The organism is Paraburkholderia tropica, from assembly GCF_914484835.1.
Lineage (GTDB): Bacteria > Pseudomonadota > Gammaproteobacteria > Burkholderiales > Burkholderiaceae > Paraburkholderia > Paraburkholderia tropica_A.
This window is the reverse complement of record NZ_CAJZAR010000101.1, coordinates 276,112-300,152: the sequence shown is the minus strand read 5'-3', so window position 1 is coordinate 300,152 and position 24,041 is coordinate 276,112. Positions and strand designations below refer to the sequence as shown.

General features: G+C 66.0%; 16 protein-coding genes and 1 pseudogene. 12 read left to right on the top strand and 5 right to left on the bottom strand.

Annotated elements, in window-relative coordinates:
* Nucleotides 1-43: 43 nt before the first annotated feature.
* Entirely contained in the window at nucleotides 44-451 is a 408-nt protein-coding gene (locus LDO54_RS36865) for a DUF2946 domain-containing protein (RefSeq protein ID WP_224017759.1), read from the bottom strand.
* A gap of 283 nt (nucleotides 452-734) precedes the next feature.
* Here LDO54_RS36865 and LDO54_RS36860 point away from each other — a divergent pair, with 283 nt between their 5' ends.
* Together LDO54_RS36860 and LDO54_RS36855 are read left to right on the top strand one after the other, a co-directional pair.
* On the top strand, nucleotides 735-2,774 hold the full coding sequence (locus LDO54_RS36860) for an NADPH-dependent 2,4-dienoyl-CoA reductase (protein ID WP_224017757.1): 2,040 nt from the start codon (nucleotides 735-737) through the stop codon (nucleotides 2,772-2,774).
* Nucleotides 2,775-2,944: 170 nt separating this feature from the next.
* Nucleotides 2,945-5,020 (top strand): hybrid sensor histidine kinase/response regulator, encoded by a 2,076-nt coding sequence (locus LDO54_RS36855; RefSeq protein ID WP_224017754.1) that lies wholly within the window; start codon nucleotides 2,945-2,947, stop codon nucleotides 5,018-5,020.
* A 24-nt stretch (nucleotides 5,021-5,044) separates the two neighbouring features.
* On the opposite strand, the gene LDO54_RS36850 is transcribed toward LDO54_RS36855, so the two are convergent.
* Nucleotides 5,045-5,197: a DUF6496 domain-containing protein gene (locus tag LDO54_RS36850; protein WP_224017752.1), complete on the bottom strand. Its 153-nt coding sequence runs from the start codon at nucleotides 5,195-5,197 to the stop codon at nucleotides 5,045-5,047.
* A 169-nt stretch (nucleotides 5,198-5,366) separates the two neighbouring features.
* Here LDO54_RS36850 and LDO54_RS36845 point away from each other — a divergent pair, with 169 nt between their 5' ends.
* On the top strand, nucleotides 5,367-6,230 hold the full coding sequence (locus tag LDO54_RS36845; protein WP_224017750.1) for a Ku protein: 864 nt from the start codon (nucleotides 5,367-5,369) through the stop codon (nucleotides 6,228-6,230).
* A 39-nt stretch (nucleotides 6,231-6,269) separates the two neighbouring features.
* Nucleotides 6,270-9,008 (top strand): annotated as a pseudogene (gene ligD, locus LDO54_RS39395) (DNA ligase D).
* 13 nt (nucleotides 9,009-9,021) lie between these two features.
* On the opposite strand, the gene LDO54_RS36835 reads toward ligD, so the two are convergent.
* Complete coding sequence (locus LDO54_RS36835; protein WP_224017748.1) at nucleotides 9,022-9,540, bottom strand: surface-adhesin E family protein; 519 nt, start codon at nucleotides 9,538-9,540, stop codon at nucleotides 9,022-9,024.
* A gap of 264 nt (nucleotides 9,541-9,804) precedes the next feature.
* Here LDO54_RS36835 and LDO54_RS36830 point away from each other — a divergent pair, with 264 nt between their 5' ends.
* Nucleotides 9,805-10,932 carry an aminotransferase class V-fold PLP-dependent enzyme gene (locus LDO54_RS36830; RefSeq protein WP_224017746.1) on the top strand — a complete coding sequence of 376 codons (1,128 nt, stop codon included), beginning with the start codon at nucleotides 9,805-9,807 and terminating at the stop codon, nucleotides 10,930-10,932.
* A gap of 68 nt (nucleotides 10,933-11,000) precedes the next feature.
* Here LDO54_RS36830 and tkt read toward each other — a convergent pair whose 3' ends face one another.
* Both tkt and LDO54_RS36820 read right to left on the bottom strand, forming a co-directional pair.
* Nucleotides 11,001-13,046 carry a transketolase gene (gene tkt / locus LDO54_RS36825; RefSeq protein ID WP_224017744.1) on the bottom strand — a complete coding sequence of 682 codons (2,046 nt, stop codon included), beginning with the start codon at nucleotides 13,044-13,046 and terminating at the stop codon, nucleotides 11,001-11,003.
* Nucleotides 13,047-13,225: 179 nt separating this feature from the next.
* On the bottom strand, nucleotides 13,226-14,122 hold the full coding sequence (locus LDO54_RS36820; RefSeq protein ID WP_224017742.1) for a LysR family transcriptional regulator: 897 nt from the start codon (nucleotides 14,120-14,122) through the stop codon (nucleotides 13,226-13,228).
* 353 nt (nucleotides 14,123-14,475) lie between these two features.
* On the opposite strand from LDO54_RS36820, the gene LDO54_RS36815 reads away from it, so the two are divergent.
* The 7 genes from LDO54_RS36815 (at nucleotide 14,476) to LDO54_RS36785 (ending at nucleotide 23,748) form a co-directional block, all read left to right on the top strand.
* The gene (locus tag LDO54_RS36815) at nucleotides 14,476-16,689 is read left to right on the top strand and encodes a TonB-dependent siderophore receptor (RefSeq protein ID WP_224017847.1); all 2,214 of its coding nucleotides are present in this window, start codon (nucleotides 14,476-14,478) and stop codon (nucleotides 16,687-16,689) included.
* Nucleotides 16,690-16,713: 24 nt separating this feature from the next.
* Complete coding sequence (locus LDO54_RS36810; protein WP_224017741.1) at nucleotides 16,714-17,637, top strand: ABC transporter substrate-binding protein; 924 nt, start codon at nucleotides 16,714-16,716, stop codon at nucleotides 17,635-17,637.
* A 43-nt stretch (nucleotides 17,638-17,680) separates the two neighbouring features.
* Complete coding sequence (pnuC, locus tag LDO54_RS36805; protein WP_224017739.1) at nucleotides 17,681-18,307, top strand: nicotinamide riboside transporter PnuC; 627 nt, start codon at nucleotides 17,681-17,683, stop codon at nucleotides 18,305-18,307.
* Between the two features lie 33 nt (nucleotides 18,308-18,340).
* Complete coding sequence (locus LDO54_RS36800; RefSeq protein WP_224017737.1) at nucleotides 18,341-19,540, top strand: phosphotransferase enzyme family protein; 1,200 nt, start codon at nucleotides 18,341-18,343, stop codon at nucleotides 19,538-19,540.
* Nucleotides 19,537-20,451, top strand: a complete 915-nt coding sequence (locus LDO54_RS36795; RefSeq protein WP_224017735.1) for a sulfurtransferase — start codon at nucleotides 19,537-19,539, stop codon at nucleotides 20,449-20,451. Before LDO54_RS36800 ends, LDO54_RS36795 begins: the two co-directional genes overlap by 4 nt.
* A gap of 310 nt (nucleotides 20,452-20,761) precedes the next feature.
* Complete coding sequence (locus LDO54_RS36790) at nucleotides 20,762-21,892, top strand: extracellular solute-binding protein (RefSeq protein ID WP_436975768.1); 1,131 nt, start codon at nucleotides 20,762-20,764, stop codon at nucleotides 21,890-21,892.
* Nucleotides 21,889-23,748 carry a sensor domain-containing diguanylate cyclase gene (locus LDO54_RS36785; RefSeq protein WP_224017731.1) on the top strand — a complete coding sequence of 620 codons (1,860 nt, stop codon included), beginning with the start codon at nucleotides 21,889-21,891 and terminating at the stop codon, nucleotides 23,746-23,748. Before LDO54_RS36790 ends, LDO54_RS36785 begins: the two co-directional genes overlap by 4 nt.
* Nucleotides 23,749-24,041 lie beyond the last annotated feature (293 nt).

Here is a 24,041-nt window from a genome sequence, read left to right as displayed (position 1 = left end):
GAACGTGGGGCCGCGCAAACGGGGCAAGCGGGTCAGGCTTCGTTCAGGCGAGAGGCGGGGCGCGCGCGAGCGCGAAGGTGAGCGGCTCGATGCGCCGCTGGCTGTCGAAACGCGCGGCAATGCGCGCGTGCACGAGGCGCGTGGCGAGCGGCAGCGCGAGCGGCACGCCGGGCACCACCGGCAGATGGACGAGCAGATTGCAGTAGCCGCAATCCTGCATGTCGCCGGGATTGGCGTGCTGATCCGCGTGCTGCGTGGCGTGGCTGCCGCTGTGCGAAGTCATCGCCATGCCGCGCATCGAGGGCATGTCGCAATGCATGATCGATGCGCTGGCGGAAGCGTTGGAAGTGGTGGAGCCGGCAAGCAGATGCGAAATCACGGGCGCGAACGTCGTCATCAGGATCGCGAGCGTTCCTAATAGACTGACGAACTGGAGGCGGAGCCGGCGCACGGTGATCAGCGAACGGGACAGTAAAAAACGAGGCGATCATTATGCCACGCGCGCGGCAACGGGCCGGTTGGCGCGGGCAAAATGCCTCAACGAGTAGATAGGTAATGTATTTACCTATTTGGCGCGGTTGACTACGCGGAGCGAAAGAGATGATTGCGTATATAAAGTCGCTATCATTCTTCGTGCAGACACGTAACCCTATCAATACGTCAAGATATTGACGTAAAACCGCAGCCACCCTAGAGTACACACGACACCCCACAACAACATCGAGACATCCGCCATGCCGACATTCGACCGGCTTTTGACCCCGCTTGCGGTCGGCCAGGCCGTGCTGCCCAACCGCATGGTGATGGGCGCGATGCATACGCGGCTCGAAACGCTCGACCGTCCGCATGAGCGTCTCGCGGCGTTCTACGCGGCGCGCGCGGCGGGCGAAATCGGCCTGATCCTGAGCGGCGGCTTCTCGCCGAACGCCGAGGGCGTCATGGAACCGGGCGGCCCGCTGTTCGACCGCGCCGGGCAACTCGACGAGCATCGCGCCGTCACGCGCGCGGTGCACGCGGCGGGCGGCAAGATCGTGTTGCAGATCCTGCACGCGGGCCGCTATGCGAAGGTGCCCGAGTGCGTCGCGCCTTCGGCGATCAAGGCGCGCATCAACGCGTGGACGCCGCGCGCGCTGAGTCTCGACGACATCCGCCGCACCATCGCCGACTTCGCCCATACGGCGGCGCTCGCCGTCGAGGCGGGTTACGACGGCGTGGAAATCATGGGCTCGGAAGGCTATCTGATCAACGAGTTCGCGGCCGCCGCCACCAATCATCGCGACGACGAATACGGCGGCAGCTTCGAGGCGCGCATCCGCTTCGCGCTCGACATCGTGCGCGCGGTGCGCGAGCGGCTCGGCGACGCGCCGATGCTGATCTACCGGATTTCGTCGATCGATCTCGTCGAAGGCGGCCTGAGCGGCGCAGAGATCGCCACCTTCGCGCAGCGCGTGGAAGCGGCGGGCGCGGACCTCATCAACACGGGCGTGGGCTGGCACGAATCGGCGGTGCCGACCATCGCGGCTTCCGTGCCGCGCGCGGCCTGGCGCGAGGCGATCCGCAACGTCAAGCAGGCCGTGGGCATTCCGGTGATGGCGTCGAACCGCATCAACATGCCCGAGGTCGCCGAGGAACTGATTGCCTCGGGCGTGGCCGATCTGGTGTCGATGGCGCGCCCGTTGCTCGCCGATCCCGAGTTCGCGAAGAAAACGCGTCTCGGTCTCGCCGATGAAATCAACACCTGCATCGGCTGCAATCAGGCTTGCCTCGATCGCATTTTTACCGAGCGCACGGCCACGTGTCTCGTGAATCCGCGCGCCGGGCGCGAGATCGAATTTCCCGCGGGCCGCGCGCGCGTGGCGAAACGCGTGGCCGTGGTGGGCGGCGGCGCGGCGGGCATGGCATTCGCCGTGAACGCGGCCGAGCGCGGTCACGCGGTCACGCTGTATGAAGCCGCCGCGCGTCTGGGCGGGCAGCTGAATCTCGCGAAAGCGGTGCCGGGCAAGGCCGAATTCAACGAAATGCTGCGCTATTTCGCGGTGCGGCTCGCGAAGCTCGGCGTCGATGTGCGGCTGGGCGAAGCGGTCAGCGCGGCGTCGCTGGCGAGCGGCGCGTACGACGAAATCGTGCTGGCCACGGGCGTCACGCCGCGCGTGCCCGAGATCGCGGGCATCGATCATCCGAAGGTGGTGTCGTATGCCGATGTGCTGAGCGGCAAGGTCGAGGTGGGCGCGCGCGTGGCGATCATCGGCGCGGGCGGGATTGGTTTCGACGTCGCCGAATTTCTGCTCGGCGATGCGCGCGAATCGCTCGATGCCGATGCGTTTTTCCGCGCCTGGGGCGTGGATGCCGCGAACGCGGGAGCGGGCGGGCTGGCGAACGTGGCGAATGTGGCGAACGCGGTGAACGACACTACGCCGCGTCGCAGCGTCCATCTCTTTCAGCGCAAGGCCGAACCGCTCGGCAAGGGACTCGGCAAATCGACGGGCTGGATTCTCAAGGCGCGTCTGCGCCGCGCGAATCTCATGATGATTTCGGGCGCAACGTATGACGCCATCGACGATCAGGGGCTGCATTATCGCGTCGATGGCGCGCCGCAGGTGCTGGCGGTCGATCATGTCGTGCTCTGCGCGGGCCAGCTTGCGAATCGGGCGCTGCACGACGAACTGGCCGCGCGCGGCATCCACGCGAAGCTGATTGGCGGCGCCGATGTGGCCGCCGAACTCGACGCGCTGCGGGCCATCGACCAGGCCACGCGCCTCGCCGTAGCACTCTGATCGTTCAGCGCTGAGAGCGGCGTAGCCGTTCGCGCCCCTTCATCGCGCCTGTCTCCCAGGAGTGGAACTTGCGACCTTCGCTAGGGAGCGAAGGGCCACATCGTCCACGATTTCAGGGAGGGAGCGTGTCTGTCGCACGGAACGCGAGTTTCATTCGAGGAAGCAGCGAGATGTCGGGGCGCATGCGCGACTTCGACTGGGACGCGACGCCGTTTGGCGCGCTCGCGGACTGGCCGCCGCCGCTGCGCGCCGCGCTGAGCCTGTGCCTCGGCTCGCAGTCCCCCGCCGCGATCTGGTGGGGCGACGACGCGCGCGTGCTCTACAACGACGCCTATATTCCGTTCCTCGGCGCGGGCAAGCATCCGGGCGTCCTCGGCCTGCCCGGCGCGGCCGGCTGGCCCGGCACCTGGGCGCAACTCGGCGCGCACGTCGAAGGCGTGCTGCATAGCGGCGACGCTGCCTTGAGCGAGGACGAGCACGTCTTCCTCGCACGCCATCTCGACCAGCAAGACGTTCAGGAAGAGGTCTACGCGAGCTTCGCCTACGAACCCCTCTACGCCGATGACGGCTCGATCGCGGGCGTGTTCTGCCTGTGCAGCGAAACCACGCCGCGCATGCAGGGCGAGCGCCGCCTCACGACCTTGCGCGCCCTGAGCGCGTGCGCGGCGCAGACCGGCTCGGTCGTGGCCGCATGCGAGTGCGCGGCCGACATTCTCGCGGCGAACGGCTACGACGTGCCGTTTTCGGCGATCTACGCCGTGCCGCTCGGCCGCACCGATCTCGAACTGGTCGCGAGCAGCCACCTCGACGCGCCGCTCGTCGCGCGTCTGCACACGCTGGCGGACGCGCGGGCGCACGCGTGGCCGCTCGATGAGGTGTTCGCGCAAGGCGAGACGCGCGAGTTCGCGCTGCCGTCGCTCGACTGGCGCGGCGACGCGGACAGCGGCTGGCCCGAGGCGCCGCGCAGCGCGCTCGCGATTCCGCTGCGCCGCGCGGGCGTGCAGGACGTCAGCGGCATCGCGGTGCTGGGCGTGAGTCCGCGCTGCGTGCTCGACGACAGCTATCGCGCGTTTTTCGATCTCGTCGCCGCGAGCGTGGAAGCCGTGGTCGCGAGCGCGCTCGGCCGCGAGGCGCTGCAAGCGGCGAATCGCCAGAAAACGGAATTCCTCGCGATGCTCGCGCACGAGCTGCGCAATCCGCTCGCGCCGATCCGGCACGTAGCGGACCGGCTCGGCGCCGAGGGTCTCACGGGGCCGCAGGCGGCGCGCTGCATCGACATCCTGCGCCGCCAGGCGGCGGTGCTGAGCCGTCTCGTCGACGATCTGCTCGACATGTCGCGCATCACGCTCGGCCGCGTGCAGTTGCACAAGCGCGGCGTGCTGCTGCAGGAAATCATCGCGCAGTCACTGGAGAGCGTCGATGCGCTGATCCGCGAACGGCAGCACCGGCTAACGGTGACGAGCGAGGGCGCGGCGCGCGTGGACGGCGATCCGCAGCGGCTCGTGCAGTGCCTCGTCAACGTGCTGACGAACGCCGCGAAATACACCGGCAAGGGCGGCGAACTGCATATCGAATCGTTCGAGCGCGACGGCTTCGGCGCGCTGCGCGTGCGCGACACGGGGCAGGGCATCGCGCCGGAACTGATCGAGCATATCTTCGATCTGTTCGTGCAAAGCGAGCGCACGCTCGACCGCGCGCAAGGCGGCCTCGGTCTCGGGCTGTCGCTCGTCAAGAAGGTGATGGAGCTGCATGGCGGCCATGCCTATGCGTCGAGCGACGGCGTCGGGCACGGCACCACGGTGACGCTCGAAGTGCCGCTGGCCGATTACGACGCCGTGCTGCACGAGCATGAGCCGGAGGCCGCGCCGCCGGAAACGGGCGGCCCGCTGCGCGTGCTTGTGGTCGACGACAACGCCGACGCCGCCGATTCGCTCGCGATGCTGCTCGAAGCGGAGGGCCACGCGGCCACCGCCGTCTACGACGCCGACGCCGTGCTCAACTCCGCGCGCCAGTTCGCGCCCGATGCGATCGTGCTCGATATCGGCCTGCCAAAAATCGACGGCTATCAGATGGCGCAGCGCATCCGCGCGACGCCGGATCTCGCGCACATCACGCTGATCGCGGCGACGGGCTACGGCCAGCCGGAGGACCGCGCGCGTGCGTTCGAAGCGGGCTTCGGCGACCATCTCGTCAAGCCGGTCACGCTCGACGCCTTGCGCCGCGCGCTCGCCAAAGCCCGGCGATGACGCGCGGCGCGCCCAATCGTCGGATCAATGCTTGTGCTTCTTCGGAATCTTCGCGCCCGATTTGCGCGCCTGATTCAAGGCAATCGCCACCGCCTGCTTTTGCGATTTGCCTTCCTTCATTTCGGTCTTGATGTTCTTCGAAATGGCTTCGCGCGATTTGCCTTTGCTGAGCGGCATGACGACCTCCTTTGCATGGAGCGGCTATGTTGATGAATGACGCGTTCGTGCGCGCATGCCGCGTGCCGCATGGACGTTTCCATACTTGATTCGCGCGATGATGCGCACGGCGGGCATCGTGTTTGCGCTAGGTAGATTCCCATGCCCGCCGAGGCGACAGGAGGCCATCATGCCGCGCGCAATCTGGAAAGGCGCCATCAGTTTCGGGCTCGTGTATGTGCCCGTCGAACTGTATCCGGCCACGCAAAGCGAACGCACCGGTTTCAGCCTGCTCGACCGGCGCAGCTTCGATCCGGTCGGGCATCAGAACATCAACAAGCGCACGGGCAAGCCGATTGCACGCGACGACATCGTGCGCGGCTACGAATATGAAAAGGGCTCGTATGTGGTGATTTCCGATGAGGAAATCGAAGCGGCCAGTCCCGAAGCCACGCAGACCGTCGATATTCTCGCGTTCGTCGAAGCGGCGCAGGTGTCGTTTCTGTATCTGGATACGCCGTACTGGCTCGCACCCGACAAGCGCGCGGGCAAGACCTATGCGCTGCTGCGCGATGCGCTCGCGGCGAGCGGCAAGATCGGCATTGCGAATGTGGTGATGCATAGCCGTCAGCATCTGGCGGCGCTGGTGGCGACCGGTCCCGCGCTGGCGCTCCAGACCTTGCGCTGGTCGACCGAAGTGCGCGAGGACGACGCGATTCCCTCGCTGCCCAAGGCCGCTAAGGAAGCGGGCGTGAGCGCGCACGAGATGCAGATGGCGCGCAAGCTCATCGACGACATGACGACGACGTGGGAGCCTGCGTCGTATCACGACACCTATCGCGACGAAATTCTCGCGCTCGTGGAGCGCAAGGTGCGCGAAGGCAAGGCGCACGAAGTGGAGCACGTGCACGCGCCCACGCACGAGCGCCGCAGTGCCGATATCGTCGATCTGTCCGATCTGCTCAAACGCAGCCTCGGCAAACGCGGCGGCGCGGCGAGCAACGATGCGCCGCCACGCAAGAGCACGCCACGGCGCGGACGCCGCGCGGCTTGATGCGATGTGCTGACGACGAGTCCATGAGGGGCGTCCGCGATGAAACATAATCTACAGGATTACGAATCAAAACGCCGGTTCGGCGAGACGCCCGAGCCTGCGCCGAAGCGCGGGACAACGCGCCGTAACGGCAGCGCGTCGTTCGTGATCCAGCGCCACGATGCGCGGCGCTTGCACTACGATTTCCGGCTCGAACTCGACGGCACGCTCAAATCGTGGGCGGTGCCGAAGGGCCCGAGTCTCGACCCGAGCGTGAAGCGGCTGGCGGTGCATGTGGAGGATCATCCGCTCGACTATGGCGAGTTTGAAGGCACGATTCCTGAGGGCCACTATGGCGCGGGCACGGTGGAGATCTGGGATCACGGCAGCTGGCAACCCGAAGGCGGCATGCGTGCCGCGCGCGAGGGTTACGCGCACGGGCACCTGAAATTCACACTCGATGGCGACAGGCTGCACGGCGGCTGGGCGCTCGTGCGCAGCCCGATGGGCGACAGCAAACAGGAGCGCTGGCTCCTCATCAAGCAACGCGACGACGATGCGATAAGCGAGGACGCGTTCAATGTCACGGACGATAACGGCGCGAAAAAGCCCGCGGCGGGACAAGGCACCCGCAAAGGCGCCCGCAAAGGCGCCCGCGAAAGCGCTCGCGCGCCAAAGCGCCAGACATCCACGCCGAAAACGCGCAATGCCATGAAAAGCACACTGGCCGATTCGAAGGCGGAGGCAAAGCGCGCTTCGAAATTCAAAGGGAAATCGGTGAACACCACCGCGCTCGGCAAGCTCGAAGGCGCGGTTCGTGCCGCGTTGCCGGAAGCGCTCGCGCCGCAACTCGCCACGCCTGCCGATGTGCCGCCCAAAGGAGATGATTGGCTCTACGAACTGAAATTCGATGGCTACCGAGTGCTCGCGCGCGTCGATCGCGGCGAGAAAGGGAAGAACGCGGTACGCATCTTCACGCGCGCGGGCCTCGACTGGAGCGCGAAATTTTCGCGTCAGGTGCAGGCGCTGGGCGCGCTCGATATCGATTCCGCGTGGCTCGACGGCGAAGCTGTCGTGCTCGACGCGCAAGGCGTGCCCGATTTTCAGGCGCTGCAAAATGCCTTCGACGAAGGGCATGAGGACGCCATCGTGTTCTGGCTGTTCGATTTGCCGTGGCTCGACGGCGTCGATCTGCGCAAGGTGCCGTTGGAGACGCGGCGCGCGCAGCTGGCGGCACTGCTCGAACGCAACGGGCAGGACGCGCTGCGTTTCTCGGCGGCGTTCGAAGGCGATCCCGACGACTTGCTGCAAGCCGCTTGCGCCGCGAATCTCGAAGGCCTGGTCGCAAAGCGACGCGAAAGCGCCTATACGTCGACGCGCAGCGCGTCGTGGCTCAAGCTGCGTTGCGCGCGCCGCTAGGAATTCGTGATCGGCGGCTATACGGAGCCTGCGGGGAGCCGCACGGGTTTCGGCGCGCTGATTATCGGTGTCTACGACGAGGCGGGCGCGCTGCAATACGCAGGGCGTGTCGGCACCGGCTTCGATACGGCGATGCTGGAGAAACTCGCGCGTGAGCTGAAGACGCGCTCGCGCAAGACCGCGCCGTTCGCGGCGGTGCCCGCAGCGGAGCGGCGCGCGAATGTGCATTGGGTGCAGCCGGAACTCGTGGCCGAAGTGCGATTCAAGACCTGGACAAGCGCGGGCGTGGTGCGTCAGGCGTCGTTCGTGGGGCTGCGTCGCGACAAGGCGCCGGAGTCGATCGTTCGCGAGCCGCAGTCGCCGCCGGTGAATACGAAATCGGCATTGAAAGCGACATCGAAGCGCGCCTCGCCGGCGGCGCACAAATCGCACGATAAACCGCGCGATAAACCGCGCGACAACGAGGACGCCAACGTGGACGCCAACGTGGACACAGAAGTATCAGGCGTGCGCATCACGCATTCCGAGCGCGTGATCGACGAACGCAGCGGCGCGCGCAAGATCGACCTCGTGCATTACTTCGAGTGGATCGCGCCGCGTTTGCTGCCGCAATTGCGCAATCGCCCCGTCGCGCTCGTGCGTGCGCCGAAGGGCGTCGGCGGCGAACTGTTTTTCCAGAAGCACGCGAGCCGATTGCAGATTCCGCACGCCACACAACATGCCGGTCTCGATCCCGGACACGCGCCGCTGCTCACGCTCGACAGCCTCACGGCGCTGATCGGCGCGGCGCAAATGGACACGATCGAACTGCATACGTGGAACGCGCTCGCGAAGCAGATCGAGAAGCCCGACCGTCTGATCTTCGACCTCGATCCCGATCCGTCGCTCGACTGGAGCCGCATGCTTGAAGCGGCGCAGCTCACGCGCGATCTGCTCGATGCGCTCGGGTTGCGTTCGTGGTGCAAGACGAGCGGCGGCAAGGGACTGCACGTCGTGGTGCCGATCACGCGCCATAGCGGCTGGGACGAAGCGAAGGATTTCGCGCAGGCGGTGGCGAGGCATATGGCCGCCACCTTGCCCGATCGCTTCAGCGCGAAGATGGGGCCGCAGAATCGCAAAGGCCGCATTTTCGTGGACTATTTGCGCAACGGGCGCGGCGCGACCGCGATCGAAGCCTACGCGCCGCGCGCACGGCCCGGCCTCGGTGTCTCGACGCCTATCGCGTGGCACGAGTTGGCGCGCGTGACGAGCGGCGATCAGTGGAACGTCGCGAATCTGCACGAACGGCTCGACGCGTTGCGCACCGATCCGTGGCACGACTACGCCGATGCGAAGCAGCGCATCACGGCGGCGATGTGGAAGAAGCTCACGGGCGAATGACGTCGCGTGGCGCTCAATGCGCGCACACGGCGGTGAGCGCGCGATCCCACTCGGTATCGGGATCGACGTCGAAGAACTTGCCTGCGCCGACCGTGGGCATCATGTCGACGCGATCGATCAACTGGTTTTGCGCGTCGTAGCTCAGGCGCGTCATGAGCGAGGCCTGGTGTTTGGTGCAGTCGAACGCCACCCGTTGCTTGAGCAACGACGCGGGCGCGACGCCATGCGCGACCGCCGTGGGCTGGTCGTAGCGGATCTGCACCCACGCGCGGCGAATCGCGCCTTCGCGCACGATGGACGAGGTGTCGACCGATTCGGTCCACGTATTCGGCACCGAGCCGACGGTGGTCCACGTCGCCGCATGGGCCAGCGGCGCGGCGGCGGCGAGGGCGAAACAAGTCAGGAGCCGCTGGGCGATTCGATGCAACGGGGCGCGTGGCGCATGGCGTGAGATCGGCGCCTGGGTGCCGGTTTCGACGCTCAGTTCGTGGCTCACGTCGGTGTTCACTGCGTTACTCGCTTCGGTACTCATAGGTTTCTCTGCGGACAGGTCGGCTCGCCGGGCGGCGGCGAGCGATCGCCATTGTAAGCGGTTGATGCAGACGCAAGCGGTTTCGCCCGCAACGCGCGTGAAGCGCGTGTGAAGCGCGTGTGACGCGCGTGTGAAGTGGCGCGGCGCATCTGCTGCGTCGCACCATCCCCACGGAACGCAGGCTTTCGTTAGAATCGGTTTTCGTCGCGGCATGATCGAAGCGCGAATGCTGCTCAGATGATTCATCCTTTAACGGAGGCGAGCGTGCCAGGTTTACTTCCCAATGTCGACCGCGATGGGCTCCTTGAGTATTCGGTGGTGTACACCGACCGCTCGATCAATCACATGTCGCAACTGTTTCAGGGCGTCATGCGCGACTTGTCCGCGAGCCTGAAAAGCGTTTATCACGCGCAGGCGGTCGCCATCGTCCCGGGCAGCGGGACATTCGGCATGGAGGCCGTTGCCAGGCAATTCGCGACCAACAAGAAATGTCTGGTGATCCGCAATGGCTGGTTCAGTTACCGCTGGACGCAGATCTTCGAAATGGGCGGCATTCCGTCCGAATCGGTGGTGCTGAAGGCGCGGCCGGTCGAAGCGGGCAGGCAGGCCGCCTTTGCGCCGCCGCCCATCGACGAAGTGGTCGCGGCCATCAAGGAGCACAAGCCGGATCTCGTGTTCGCGCCGCATGTCGAAACGGCGTCCGGCATGTTGCTGCCCGATGCGTATCTGCGCGCGGTGGCCGACGCCGTGCATGCGGTCGGCGGCATGTTCGTGCTCGATTGCATCGCGTCGGGCACGGTGTGGGTGGATATGGCGGCCACGGGCGTCGACATTCTGATCAGCGCGCCGCAAAAAGGCTGGAGCGCGTCGCCGTGTTGTGCGCTCGTCATGCTCGGGCTGCTCGCGCGCGAACGCATCGACGGCACCACCAGCACGAGCTTCGCCTGCGATCTGCGCAAGTGGCTGCAGATCATGGAAGCCTACGAGGGCGGCGGCTTCGCCTATCACGCCACGATGCCGACCGACAGCCTCGCGACGCTGCGCAACGTGATGAAGGAAACCGAGGCCTACGGCTTCGCGAAGGTGCAAGCCGAGCAACTCGAACTCGGCGCGCGCATTCGCGCGCTGCTCGCCGAGAACGGTTTTAAAAGCGTGGCCGCCGAAGGGTTCGCGGCGCCGGGCGTCGTGGTCTGCTACACCGACGACGACGGCATTCGCTCGGGCAAGAAGTTCGCCGATGCGGGTTTGCAGATCGCGGCGGGCGTGCCCTTGCAATGCGACGAGCCCGCCGATTTCAAGACCTTCCGCATCGGCCTGTTCGGGCTCGACAAACTGCACGACATCGAAGGCGCGGTCGCGCGTTTCGCCAATGCGTTGAAGACGCTCGATTGAGTGGTGGCTTGATCTGAGGTTGCAGGGGCAGGCGCGCGCGCCTGCCCCTTTTCATTACAACGGTCGCTTTACGACGACGCCAGCGTTTCGCGCGCCGCTTTCACGACGGCATCGGCGGTAATGTCGAACTTCGCGTAGACGTCCTGGATCTTGCCCGACTCGCCGAAGCTGTGCATGCCGACGAAGCGGCCCTCGGGTCCGATATAGCGATCCCAGCCCAGTTCGACGGCGGCTTCCACCGCGACCCGCGCGGGCGAGTCGCCGAGCACCGCGCGCTTGTACGCGCGATCCTGTTCCTCGAACAGCAGACGGCAGGGCATCGACACCACGGCGGTCGGCACGCCTTCGCCTTGCAATACATCGCGCGCCGCGACGGCCAGTTGCAACTCCGATCCGGTCCCGATCAGCGTGACCTTGCGCGGCCCGCCCTCGGCTTCATGCAACACGTATGCGCCGCGCGCCGAACGGTTCTCGCCGCTCGCATCCTTGCGCAGCAACGGCACCGGCTGACGTGACAGCGCAATCAGCGCGGCGCGGCGCGGCTGATCCAGAATCAACTCCCAGCATTCCGCCGTTTCGACCGGATCGGCGGGCCGGTAGACGGCCAGTTGCGGAATCGCGCGCAGCGCGGCCAGATGCTCGACCGGCTGATGCGTCGGGCCGTCCTCGCCGAGACCGATCGAATCGTGCGTCATCACGAAGATCGAGCGGATGCGCATCATCGCGCTCAGGCGGATCGCCGGGCGGCAATAGTCTGAAAAACACAGAAAGGTGCCGCCGTAGGGAATCAGGCCGCCGTGCAGCGCGATGCCGTTCATGGCCGCGGCCATGCCGTGCTCGCGCACGCCGTAGTGGACATACGAGCCCGCGTATTGCCCCGGCTTGATCTCGACCTGATGCTTCGTTTTCGTGTTGTTCGACGGCGTGAGGTCGGCGGAGCCGCCGAGCAGTTCGGGAATGGCGTCGAAGAGACGATCGAGCACATCGCCGCTGGCCTTGCGCGTGGCGATCGCGTCGCCTTTCTCGACGAAGGCTTGCCGCGCGGCCGCGATGGCCGCTTTCCAGTCGGACGGCAAACGGTGCTCGTTGCGGCGCGCGAATTCTTCGCGCAATGGCTGCGGCGCCTGCTTGACGCGTTCGGCCCATGCGAGCCGCGCCTCGCGTCCGCGCGCGCCGATCTCGCGCCACGCGCTCAGCAGATCGGCGGGAATGTCGAACGGCGGCGAAGGCCAGTCGAGAATCTTGCGCGCGCCCGCGATTTCGTCCTCGCCGGGCGCGTCGCTATGCGCCTTCTGCGTGCCCGCCTTGGTCGGAAAGCCGAAGCCGATGATCGTCCGGCACGCGATCAGCGTCGGGCGGTCGTGCGTCGCGCGTGCGGTCGTGATGGCGTCGTGGATCGCGTCGGTGTCGTGGCCGTCGATGTCGAGGACCTGCCAGCCCGAGGCGTGAAAGCGCTCGATTTCGTTGTCGGAGACCGCGAGGCTCGTCGCGCCGTCGATCGAAATCGAGTTGTTGTCCCAGAACGCGATCAGGCGTCCGAGCTTCAGATGCCCGGCCAGCGAAATCGCTTCCTGGCTCACGCCTTCCATCAGGCAGCCGTCGCCGAGAAAGACGTAGGTGTGGTGATCGACGAGTTCATCGCCGAAATGCGCGTTCATGATGCGTTCGGCCAGCGCCATGCCGACCGAATTCGCGATGCCCTGGCCGAGCGGCCCGGTGGTCGTTTCGATACCTGCGGCGTGCGAATACTCGGGATGCCCGGCCGTCTTGCTGCCGACCTGGCGGAAGTGCTTCAGCTCGTCGAGCGTGATGTCCTGGTAGCCGGTCAGATAGAACAGGCTGTAGAGCAGCATCGACGCGTGGCCGTTCGAGAGGATGAAGCGGTCGCGGTCGAGCCAGTGCGGCTCGGCGGCATCGAAACGCAGAAAATCGCGGAACAGCACGGTCGCGACGTCGGCCAGACCCATCGGCGCGCCGGGGTGGCCGCTATTCGCTTTCTGGACCGCATCCATCGAAAGGAAGCGGATACAGTTCGCCATCGCGCGCAGATGCGGGTCCCGTGGCGAGGGAATGGCATGCGCGGGCGCGCTGCCGCTGGCGGTCGGGTCGGTCATGGGGCGTCCTCTTTCGGATGGCGGATGGCAGGGTGCGGATGGCGGAGGGTGAATCCGGATTCCCGCAAGATGCGTGCCGTTACAGCGGGCTTTCGGAGCGATGAAGGTCGAACGGACCAGCACCACATCGACGATACGCCGCTTTGCGCCCCGGTGCGATGGAAGCGTGCCGGGCGGGCTCAGCTTTCCTGTAATATCCACGCCTTCGCGTCGGCTTCGGGCAGCAGGGCCACGAAATTCTCGACGATCGAATCGGCGCCCGTGTCGCGCCACGTGAGGCCGACGTCCCAGCGCGCGTCGGCGTCGTGAATGGGCAGGCACACGACCTTGTCGCCGGGCGAATGCAAGGCCGATTCGTGCATGATCGACACGCCGAGGCCAGCGCCGACCAGCGAAAGAATCGTCAGCGACTCGTTCGCGTGCTGCACGGAGCGCGGCTCGAAACGGCGCGACGCGCAGAAACGCACGATGTGATCGTGCAGGCCCGGCGCGCGCGAGCGTTGCAGCATCAGGAAGGGCAGCGTGCGCAGCGCGTCCGCGTCGAAGCCCGTGATGGTGTGGGCGAGCGAACGCGGCACGACGAGCGCGAGCCGGTCGGAGAGAATGCGCCGGTGCGCGAGCCCGGCCTGCACGGGCAGACGCACGAATCCCGCCTGCAGGCTGCCTTCGAGCAGCCGCTCCATCTGTTCCGCCGAGGACAGATCGTGCAGCGTGACGTCGACATCGGGAAAGCGCGCGCGAAAACGCGGCAGCACGCGCGAGACCGTTTCGACCGTCGAGAAGCTATAGCCGATCGCGAGCCGTCCGACTTCGCCGCGCGCCGCGCGCTTGCCTTGCGAGAACACGCGCTCGGCCTGCTCGACGAGCGGCCGCGCTTCGCCCAGAAAATAGCGGCCCAGTTCGGTCAGCGCCGTGCCGTGACGGTCGCGATGGAACAGCGGCGCGCCGAGGTCGTCTTCGAGCCGCTTGATCTGCTTGGTGAGCGCGGGCTGCGAGAGATTGAGCGTTTGCGAGGCAGCGCCGAAGTGCAGCGAGTTCGCGAGCGTGACGAAAGATTTGAGTAAATGGAAGTTCATATCCGCGTTTATCACCGCCAGTTATCACCACAACGACAACAAGTCATTGGACCGCGCGGCGCGGCTATGTTCGAATGCCGTTTCGCGCAGTATAGCGGGCACATTTGAGTCGGAGTGCCATGCAATTCATATATTGCAAACGGTGATTTCGTTATTCCGCCCATCCCTAAGCGAATACGGTTCGATGCGTGTCAACGCAATCGTTTCGTGATTCGTTCAAAGGCGGGACCATTAGCAGGAAATACATGAAACGATATTCGGGGAGATCACGCGCGGCATCCGTACCGCGCGTCGTGGCGCGTCGATTCGCGCGGCCAGTGCGCTTGAGCGTGAGCGTGGGCGTGGGTCTGAGCATGAGCTTGATGGCCGCGCATGGGCTTGCCGCCACCACGGATCAGGCGGAGCAGACGGAGCAGGCGGAGAAAGCGAACAACGCGGAACAGAATAAACAAGCCGCGCCGCCCACGGCCGCATCGTCGGGCAGCGCGGTGCTGCCGACCGTCACGGTCAACGGTGCAAGCGGCAATGCGTGGCGCGCCCGCACGGCGTCTGTCGCCGGTTACGACAACGCGCCGCTGCGCGACACGCCCGCGTCGATCACGGTCGTCACGCGCGCGCAACTCGACGATCAGCAGGCCAAACGCACGAGCGACGTGGTGCGCAACGATGCGTCGGTCAACAACGATTACGCGCCCGTGGGCTACTACGAAGGCTTTTCGATTCGCGGCTTCGCGCTCGATCCGGCGAGCGCCTACCGGCTCGACGGTCTCACGCTGTCCGGCGAGCAGCAGGTGGCGCTGGAAAACAAGGAGCGCGTGGAGATTCTCAAGGGTCTCGCGGGCATCGACAGCGGCGTGATGTCGCCGGGCGGCGTGGTCAACTACGTGAGCAAGCGTCCCGAGAACGTGGCGAGTGTGACGGCGGACGTGGACAGCCGCGGCTCGACGTCGGCGGCCGTCGATCTCGGGCGGCGTTTCGGTCCCGACGATCAGTTCGGCCTGCGCGTGAATGCCGCGAAAGAGAACATGCATTCGTATATCGACGGCACGAACGGGCGGCGCACCTTCGGCTCGATCGCGGCGGACTGGAACATCGACCCGCAGGCGAGCCTGCAATTGAACGCGGAATTCCAGCAGTGGATTCAGCGTTCGGCGTCGGGTTATCAATTGCTCGGCGGCACCGTGGTGCCGTCGGCGGTCTCGTCGTCGAAACTGCTGGGCGCGCAGTCGTGGGCCAAGCCCGTGACCACCGACGCGCTCAACATCAACGGCCGCTTCGACTACGCGTTCAACGACAACTGGCGCGCCTATGTCGCCGCCGGCCGCAGCCGCACGATGATCGACGATAACGTCGCGTTCGCGTATGGCTGCTACTACGTGTCGAGTTGCGGCGCGGGCGGCACCTCGCCGTACTTCTTCAGCTCGAACGGCGATTACGACGTCTACGACTATCGCAGCCCCGGCGAATACCGCCGCAACGACGAAGTGCGCGCGGCTATCGACGGCAAGTTCACCACGGGCGCGCTGCGCCACGACGTGCTGTTCGGCACGAGCGCGCTGCATCGCGTGGTGCATCTGTCCGATGCCGTCTACGACTACGTGGGCAGCGAAAACATCTATGGCGACGATGTCGATTTCACGCCGTCGCCGAATTCGCCGAGCGTGTCGTATCCGCAGCTCGATGCGTGGCAGTACTCGCTGTTCGCCACCGATCGCGTGAGCCTCGGCGAGCATTGGCAGGTGCTGGCGGGCGGACGTGCGGTGTTTCTGCGCCAGAAGGCGTGGACGAGCCAGGACGGTCCCGAGACCGGCACCGACAAGTCGGCGCTGCTGCCGCAGATCGCGCTCGTCTACAAGCCGGTCGAGCCGCTGTCGCTCTATGCGTCGTACAGCAAGGACCTGTCGCTCGGCGACCAGGCGCCCGTGCGCGCGAGCAATGCTTACACGTTCCTGCCGCCCGTCGAGTCGCATCAGTACGAGATCGGCGCCAAGTACGACTGGGCGAATCGCCTGAGCCTCACGGCGGCCGTGTTCTCGATCAGCAAGCCGTTCGAGTACGCGCAGCCCGATGCGTCCGAAGCCGGTTATACCTTCGTGCAGCGCGGCACCGAGCGTCACGACGGCATCGAGCTTTCGGCGGCGGGACGCGTGACCGAGCGTGTTTCGGTGACGGCCAGCGTCGCGGCGATACGCGCGCGCGCCTACGATTCGGGCACGCCTGCGTATGAAGGGCATCAGGTCATCAACGTGCCCGCCTTGCGCGCGGCGCTCAATGCGGACTGGTCGGTGCCGGGCATCGCGGGCTTCGATCTGCTCGGCGGCCTCGAATACAGTTCGAGCCGCAATGCGAACGAAGAGGGCACGGCGCGCGTGCCGGGCTGGATCGTGTTCAACGCGGGCGCGCGCTATACGACGAAGCTCGCGGGCCATCGCACGGTGGTGCGCCTGTGGGTCGACAATCTCTTCAACCGCTATTACTGGCGCGACGCGGGTGAGCAGCAGGGCGACGCGTATCTGTTCCTCGGCGCGCCGCGCACGGCGCGTCTGTCCGTGACGTATGACTTCTGATCGCGTGGCCTCTGGAGACTGTGCATGACCCGAATGACCCTGATGCTCGAATACTTCCATCCGTGGACGAACGCGGCGGGCTTCTACGTGGCGCGCGACGAGGGCTGGTTCGCCGAGGCGGGACTCGACCTGGAGATCGTCGTGCCCGATCCCGCGCGCGGCGACGCGCTCGCGCATCTCGCGCGTCACGATGTGGACTTCGGCGTGTTCCCGAGCAATCGCCTGTTCGTGCAGCGCGAGGCGGGCCATCCGCTCGTCGGCATCGCGGCGATCAACCATCGCGCGCTGGAGACGATCCAGACCGTGGCGTCCACCGGCATCGAACGGCCGCGCGATCTGGCCGGGCGGCGTCTCGCGCTGAACCCGACGCCGCGCGGTCTCGCGATGGTGCGTCACCTCGTTGCGCACGACGGCGGCGACCCGGATGCGATCACGATCGTCGATAGCGGCGTGCGCGAACTGCCGCCCGAGAGTTTTCTCGACGGCGAGGCCGATGCCTCGTTCGGCAGCTACTGGGCGTGGGATACGCTGTTCGCCTCGCGCGTGCCCGACGACGAGCGCCGCATCTGGCCCGTCGATGAAATCGGCGCGCCCGCCTATCATAGCTATCTGCTCGGCGCGCACGAGGACACGCTGGAGACGCGCGGCGAACTCGTGCGCGGGTTTCTGGCGGCGGCGCGGCGCGGTTATCTCGCGGTCGCGCAGGAGCCGGAGCGTGCGTTGCCCTCGCTGGAGCGCGTGATTCCGTATTTTCCGCGCGCGCTGCTGAAGCGCTCGCTGCCGCTGATCGCGCCCACATGGACGCACGACGGCGCGTGGGGCGTGCAGCGCGATGCGCTCGTGCATCCGTACGCGCAGTGGCTTGGCAAGCATGGCGTGCTGCGCGACGCCTCGCAGAGCGCGCACGCGTTCACCAACGCTTTCCTGCCCGACGATCCGCGCCAGTAAGGCACGCGGCCGCGTCTACCCGACAACGAACCTCTTACACATCATGTCCGCACTCGAAATCATCGGCGTTATCGTCAGCGCGCTCGCCATCTGGCTCACGGCGCGCCGCAAGATGTTGTGCTGGCCGATCGGGCTGGCCTCGGTGGCGCTGTACGGCTGGATCTTCTTCGACGCGCGGCTCTATTCCGATGCGCTGTTGCAAGGCGCGTTCGCCGTGCTGCAACTCTACGGCTGGCATCGTTGGCTCGCGCAGCAGCGCGGCGGCGATGGCGAAGCGGTTCAGCCCGTCGTGCCGGTCGGCGGCGTGAGTCTCGCGCGTCTCGCGCCCGATCTGTTCGCGGCAGTGATCGGCAGCGTGCTGCTCGGCGCGGCGATGGCGCATTTCACCGATGCGGCGCTCCCCTGGGTCGATGCCTCGCTGACGGCGTTCAGCCTCGTCGCGCAGTACTGGACCGCGCGTCGCTATATCGCGTCGTGGACCTTGTGGATCGTCGTCGATGTGATTTACGTGGGCGTGTTCATCTACAAGGGCTTGTATCTGACGTCGGGGCTGTATGCGCTGTTTCTGGTGCTCGCGGCGCTCGGCTGGCGCGACTGGTCGCGCGCGCGGCGCGCCGATGCCGCTCAGGCTGCACAAGCTGAGTATGCCGCTCCGGGCAGCCGCGTTTGATGCGGTGGGAAGGCCATCGATATTATCGACATCATGAAGCACGACACATCGCATAACTCGGCTCCGGCATCGAATCAGGACGCGACCGGAGCCGCGCCGCAATTCACCGTCGACGGCGAGAAAACCGAGCGCGACTGGCCGCTTATCACGCGCGACGAAGTCGAGCGCCTGCTCGCCGGTTACGCGGATCTCGCGCCGCTCGCGAAGATCGCGTGGCATAGCCCGCGGCCGTTTTCTTCGGCGGTGCTCGCGCATACGCTCGATGGCCGCGCGTGGTTCGTGAAGCGCCATCACGCGCGTTTGCGCAGCGCCGCCGGACTGGCCGAGGAGCATAATTTCATCGCGCATCTGCGCAGCCGTGGCGTGCCGGTCGCGGATTTACTCGTGGATCGCGCAGGCCACACCGCCATCGCGCAGGGCGACTGGACCTGGGAAGTGCACGCGGCCGCGCCGGGCATGGATACGTATCGCGGCGTGATGTCGTGGAAGCCGTTCTTTCATGCGAGCCACGCGTGGTCGGCTGGCCGCACGCTCGCGCGCCTGCATCGGGCCGCCGCCGATTACGACGCGCCCGCACGCGCGTTGCAGCCGCTGTTGTCGAGCTTTCGCGTGCTGAGTTCGCCGGATCTCGAAGCCGCGCTCGACGTCTGGGTGCAGGCGCAGCCGGGGCTCGCGCGCTCGCTGGCGAAGCACGACTGGCGCGCCGATATCGCGGAGGCCATCGCGCCCGCGCACGCGCGCCTCGTGCCGCTATTGCCCGCGCTGCGTTCGCAATGGACGCACGGCGACTGGCACGCCTCGAACCTTTTGTGGACCGATGCCGCGCCGGGCGCGCAGGTGCGCACAGTGCTCGACTTCGGCCTCGCGGATCGCACCTGCGCGGTCTACGATCTCGCGCTCGCCATCGAGCGCAATGCCATCGACTGGCTCGCCGCGCCCGCAACGTGCACGGTGCAGTACGAACACATCGGCGCGTTGCTCGACGGCTATGCGTCGCTCGCGCCGCTGAGCGACGCCGAATACGAGGCGCTGATCGCGCTGCTGCCGATCGTGCACACGGAATTCGCGCTGCTCGAAGTCGAATATTTCGACGATATTCTCGGCGACGAAACGGGCGTGCGCGCCGCCTACGACGGCTATCTGATCGGACACGCGCGCTGGTTCGAGAGCGAGGACGGACAACGTTTGCTCGCGTGGCTGCGCGCGCGACGTAGTGAGGAGGGCGAATCATGAACGTTGCAAAGGCCATCCAGGCGCAGAGCGAGGCCGACGATGCCGCGCGCCGCGCACGCGTGCTGGTCGAACCGGAGGCGCTGGCGCGCGAGTTGGGCGCGACGGATCTCGTCGTGCTCGATGCGCAGGTGGAGTTGCCGTCGCCGCGTTTCGACGGCGACTACCGCGTGGCGAGCGGGCGCGACGGCTGGCTCGCGCAGCGCGTGCCGGGCGCGCGGCATGCCGATCTGACCGACGCGTTGAGCGCGCCGCACGCGACGCTGTCGTTCATGCGGCCCGCGCCGGCTGTGCTCGCGCAGGCGCTTGGCGAACTGGGCGTGAGCAACACGTCGCGCGTGGTGATCTACGATCGCGCCGATGGATTCTGGGCCGCGCGGCTCTGGTGGATGCTGCGCTGGATCGGCATCGAGGCGCGTGTGCTCGATGGCGGTTGGCGGGCATGGCGCGAGGCGGATCTGCCGGTCGAGAGCGGGCCGGCTCAAGTGGTGGCGCGTGGGGTGATCGACGTGTGTGAACGCGATGGCATGTGGGCCGATCGCGCCGACGTCGAGGCGATCGTGGCAGGCGAGCTTCGCAGCACGCTCGTGTGCGCGCTGTCGGCGGAGGTGTTCGCGGGCGAGGCGGCGAGCCGCTATGCGCGTCGCGGACATATTCCGGGCAGTTTGAATGTGCCCGCGCGCGGATTGTTCGATGCGAGCGGACGGTACGCGGTGGTTTCGGTGCTGCGCGAGGCGCTGGGCGCGCTGGATCGGGAGCAGCCGGTTTGTGTGTATTGCGGCGGGGGTATTTCGGCTGCCGTGGACGCGCTCGCGCTGACGCTGACCGGGCGCGGCGATGTGTCGATTTATGACGCGTCGTGGCAGGAATGGGCGGCGGATTTGGCGTTGCCGGTGGTGGTGGGGCGCGGGTGATTCATCGGATTGGTTAATGATTCGATACGAGGAATTAGCGTCCCGGTGACAGATTTATTGCAACGCCGTTCCAGCAACGAAACACGCCTCCCATTACACGATTTCCCCATTTAAAACGACCCCTTTTTCCCCATGTGGATAAAAACCCGAAACGCATATTCTGTTTTTCTTTCTTCGCTAGAATATGCAGCGGGAATCCATAATTGGATTACCGCTGTAAATCGGGGGCGAGCGAAGCCGGGTCTTCGCTCCGTCAAAAAGGGGTACGCGCGATGCGAAACCCTGAAACAGCATCGAATAAGTTGGCGACATGTGGCGACGCTTCACTACCGTCGTTGGCAAGGTCATTCCGGGTGTGGGCAGCCCCTGTCGCAAGCGCGGATGGGCTATGCCCATTTCCGTTGTCATCCTCGGGTTGAGCTTTCTCTGGACCGGCACGCTCGCGGATTCGAACACCCCGCGCCAGTCGGTGCTGCGCGTGCTCGCGTGGCCCGGCTACGCTGACGACGACTGGGTCCAGGCGTTCGAAAAACGTTTTCACGCCAAGGTCGAAGTCACGTTCGTCGATTCCGACGAAGCGCTATGGGCACGCATGCATAGCGCCGTGCCGCCGCCCTTCGACGTGCTCGCGGCCAATACCGCCGAGATCGCGCGCTACGCGCAGGCGGGCATGCTCGCCACGCTCGACCTCAAGCAGATTCCCAATCGCCACTGGCAGCAGCCGTATTTTCAGCGGCTCGCCGACATCGGCGGACTCGTGCATGGCGGCCAGGCCTATGCGATTCCGTTCACCTATTCGTCGATGGGCCTCATCTACGACCGCAAGCAGATTCCGGTCGCGCCGCGCTCGATGCGCGCGATGTGGGATCCGCGCTATCGCGGCAAGGTGCTCGATTTCAATAGTGCGCAGCACAACTTCTCGTTCACGGCACTCTCGCTGGGCTATCCCGATCCGTTTCATCTCACGCCGGAACAGATGCGTACCGTCACGCGCGAACTCGTCAATTTGCGCCGCAATCTGCTGACGTATTACACGTTGCCCGAGGAGGCGACCGCGCTGTTCGTGCAGCATCACGCGGCGCTGATGTTCGGCAACTACGGCACGCAGCAGGTCGAGCAGTTGCGCAAGGCGGGCGTCGATGTCGGCTATGTCGTGCCCGACGAAGGCGCGCTCGCGTGGCTCGATTGCTGGGCGATCACGCGCAACGCGAGCAATGCGACGCTGGCGCACGCGTGGATCAACTATATGCAGGAGCCGTCGATCGGCGAGCAGCTGACGCAGCGAGAAGGGCTCGCGAACACGATGACGCCCGTGCCCGGCGGCGCGTCCGGCGCGGGGCCGAACCTCGTCTGGCTTCAGCTCGTCGAGAGCATCGGGCAACGCGAAGCGCTCTGGCAGCGCATCGAATCGGGCGACCGTTTGAGGACCTTCCCGGAATGATCAAGCTCGGGTTGGCGGCCAGACTCTCGATTCTGCTGGTGTGCATCGGCGTGCTCGCGTCGGGCGCCACCGGTTATTCGACCTATCAGGCCAATCGCCAGATGCTGATGCGCGAAGCCCAGCACAGCCTGCTGACGTCGACGCAACTGCTCGGCCAGCGCTTCACCGCCGCGCTCGGCGACGTCGCCGCCGACGCGCTCGTGCTCGCGACGCTGCCTTCGTCCGCGCCGCTCGCGCGCGGCGATGCGCCCGATCCCGGCAGCGCGCGGCTCAAGCAGGTGTTCGTCAGCTTCATGCGGCAGCATCCCGAGTATCGGCAGATTCGTCTGATTTCGCGCTCCCACTTCGGGCTCGAACGCGTGCGCGTCAATCGCGGCGAGCATGACATCGCGATCGTCCCCGACGACGACTTGCAGGAGAAGGGCCAGTTTCCCTACGTGTTCGATACGCTGCTCGCGAGCGCGGGGCGCGTCTATCTCTCGCCGGTCGGGCTCGAAGGGGGCGGCGGATCGGACCCGGACCAGCCTGTGGTGAGGATCGGCACGCCCATCGCCGATGCGGGCGGCGGCAACGTCGGCGTGCTGGTGATCGACGTCGATCTGGGCCGCGTGTTCGAGCGGATCGAACGCGATTTGCCCGCCGATTACGCGGTGTACATGGCGAACGAGTGGGGCGATTTTTTGGTTCATCCCGACCCGGCGCAGACCTTCGGTTTCGAGCGCGGCCGGCGCGTGCTGATGCAGAAGAGTTTCCCGCTCACCGGTTCGCTGTTCGACGGCAGCCAGTCGAACGTGACGTTTACCGGTTACGCGCATCCGCATCAGCCGCCCGCCGAAGTGTTCGCGTTCGTGCGCCTGCCGTATGGCGTCGTCGACGGCAAGCGTTTCGTCGCGCTCGGGCTCGCGCGGCCGCTCAGCGATGTGCTCGCGCCCGCCAACGCATTGGGCGCGCAGATCGTGCGTCTCGCGCTGATATCGAGTGTCGTCGCGATCGTGCTGGCGATTCTGTTCGCGCGTGCGCTGGTGCGTCCGCTGCGCACGCTCGCGCACGCGGTGACGCACATTTTCGACGACGACGCCATGCAGCGTCTGCCCGTGTCGCGCTCCGATGAAATCGGCGTGCTCGCGCGTTGCTTCGAACACATGCGCAGCGAGATTCGCTCGCAGGTCCACGCGCTCCATGCGCGGCAGGAAGAGTTGACGCATCTCGCGGGGCACGACACGCTGACCGGTCTGCCCAATCGCATGCGCTTCATGGATCAGCTCGAGATGTCGATCCGGCGCGCGGCGCTGTGCGGCGAAAGGCTGGCGGTGCTGTTCGTCGATCTGAACGGCTTCAAGCAGATCAACGATCAATTCGGCCACTCGGCCGGCGACGCGGCGCTCGCGGTGGTGGCGCAGCGTCTTCGCGCGGCGCTGCGCGATACGGACATCGTGGCCCGCTTCGGCGGCGACGAGTTCGTCATCCTCGCCAGCGACGTGCGCTCGCCGGAGTCGATCGCGGCGACGGCGGCGCGCATTCAGGCCGCGATGGAAGTGGCGGTGCCGCTCGGCGCGCAGTGGGTCGATGTTGGCGTGAGCATCGGCGTCAGCGAGTTTCCAGACGATGGCGACCATGCGAGGGAATTGCTCGCGAAAGCCGATGCCGCGATGTATATCGCCAAGACATCGGTGGGCGCCGACTATGTGCGTTATCGGGATCGCGCCAATTCACGCGCTAATTTACGTGCAGATTCACAGGCCGATTCACAGGCCGATTCACAGGCCGATTCACAGGCCGATTCACAGGCCGATTCACACGACATTGCGCCCGAAGGGGTCGCCGATACCGACACTCCTTCGCGCGGCGACGAATAAAACAATCGTTCGTGCGTTTGCTCGATCCGCTTCCTGATTAAGCCTGCTTTTATTCCATCGACGTTACAAAACAAATTTAGGGTGTCATGGATTTTTGCTGACGCTGCGATTACACTCGGGGCAGATTTGTACCGAATGGTTAATTCGGTAAGCTGATTTCCCCGCCGCGTTTGCTTCCCCGGCAACGATCGGCTTGTGCCAGCTAGCGCTGGCTCTTTTTATTTCATCCGTCGGACCATTGCCGTTCGCGGATATCCCTGGATCGAATGCGCGGGCGCTTTGCTCGCGCGTCG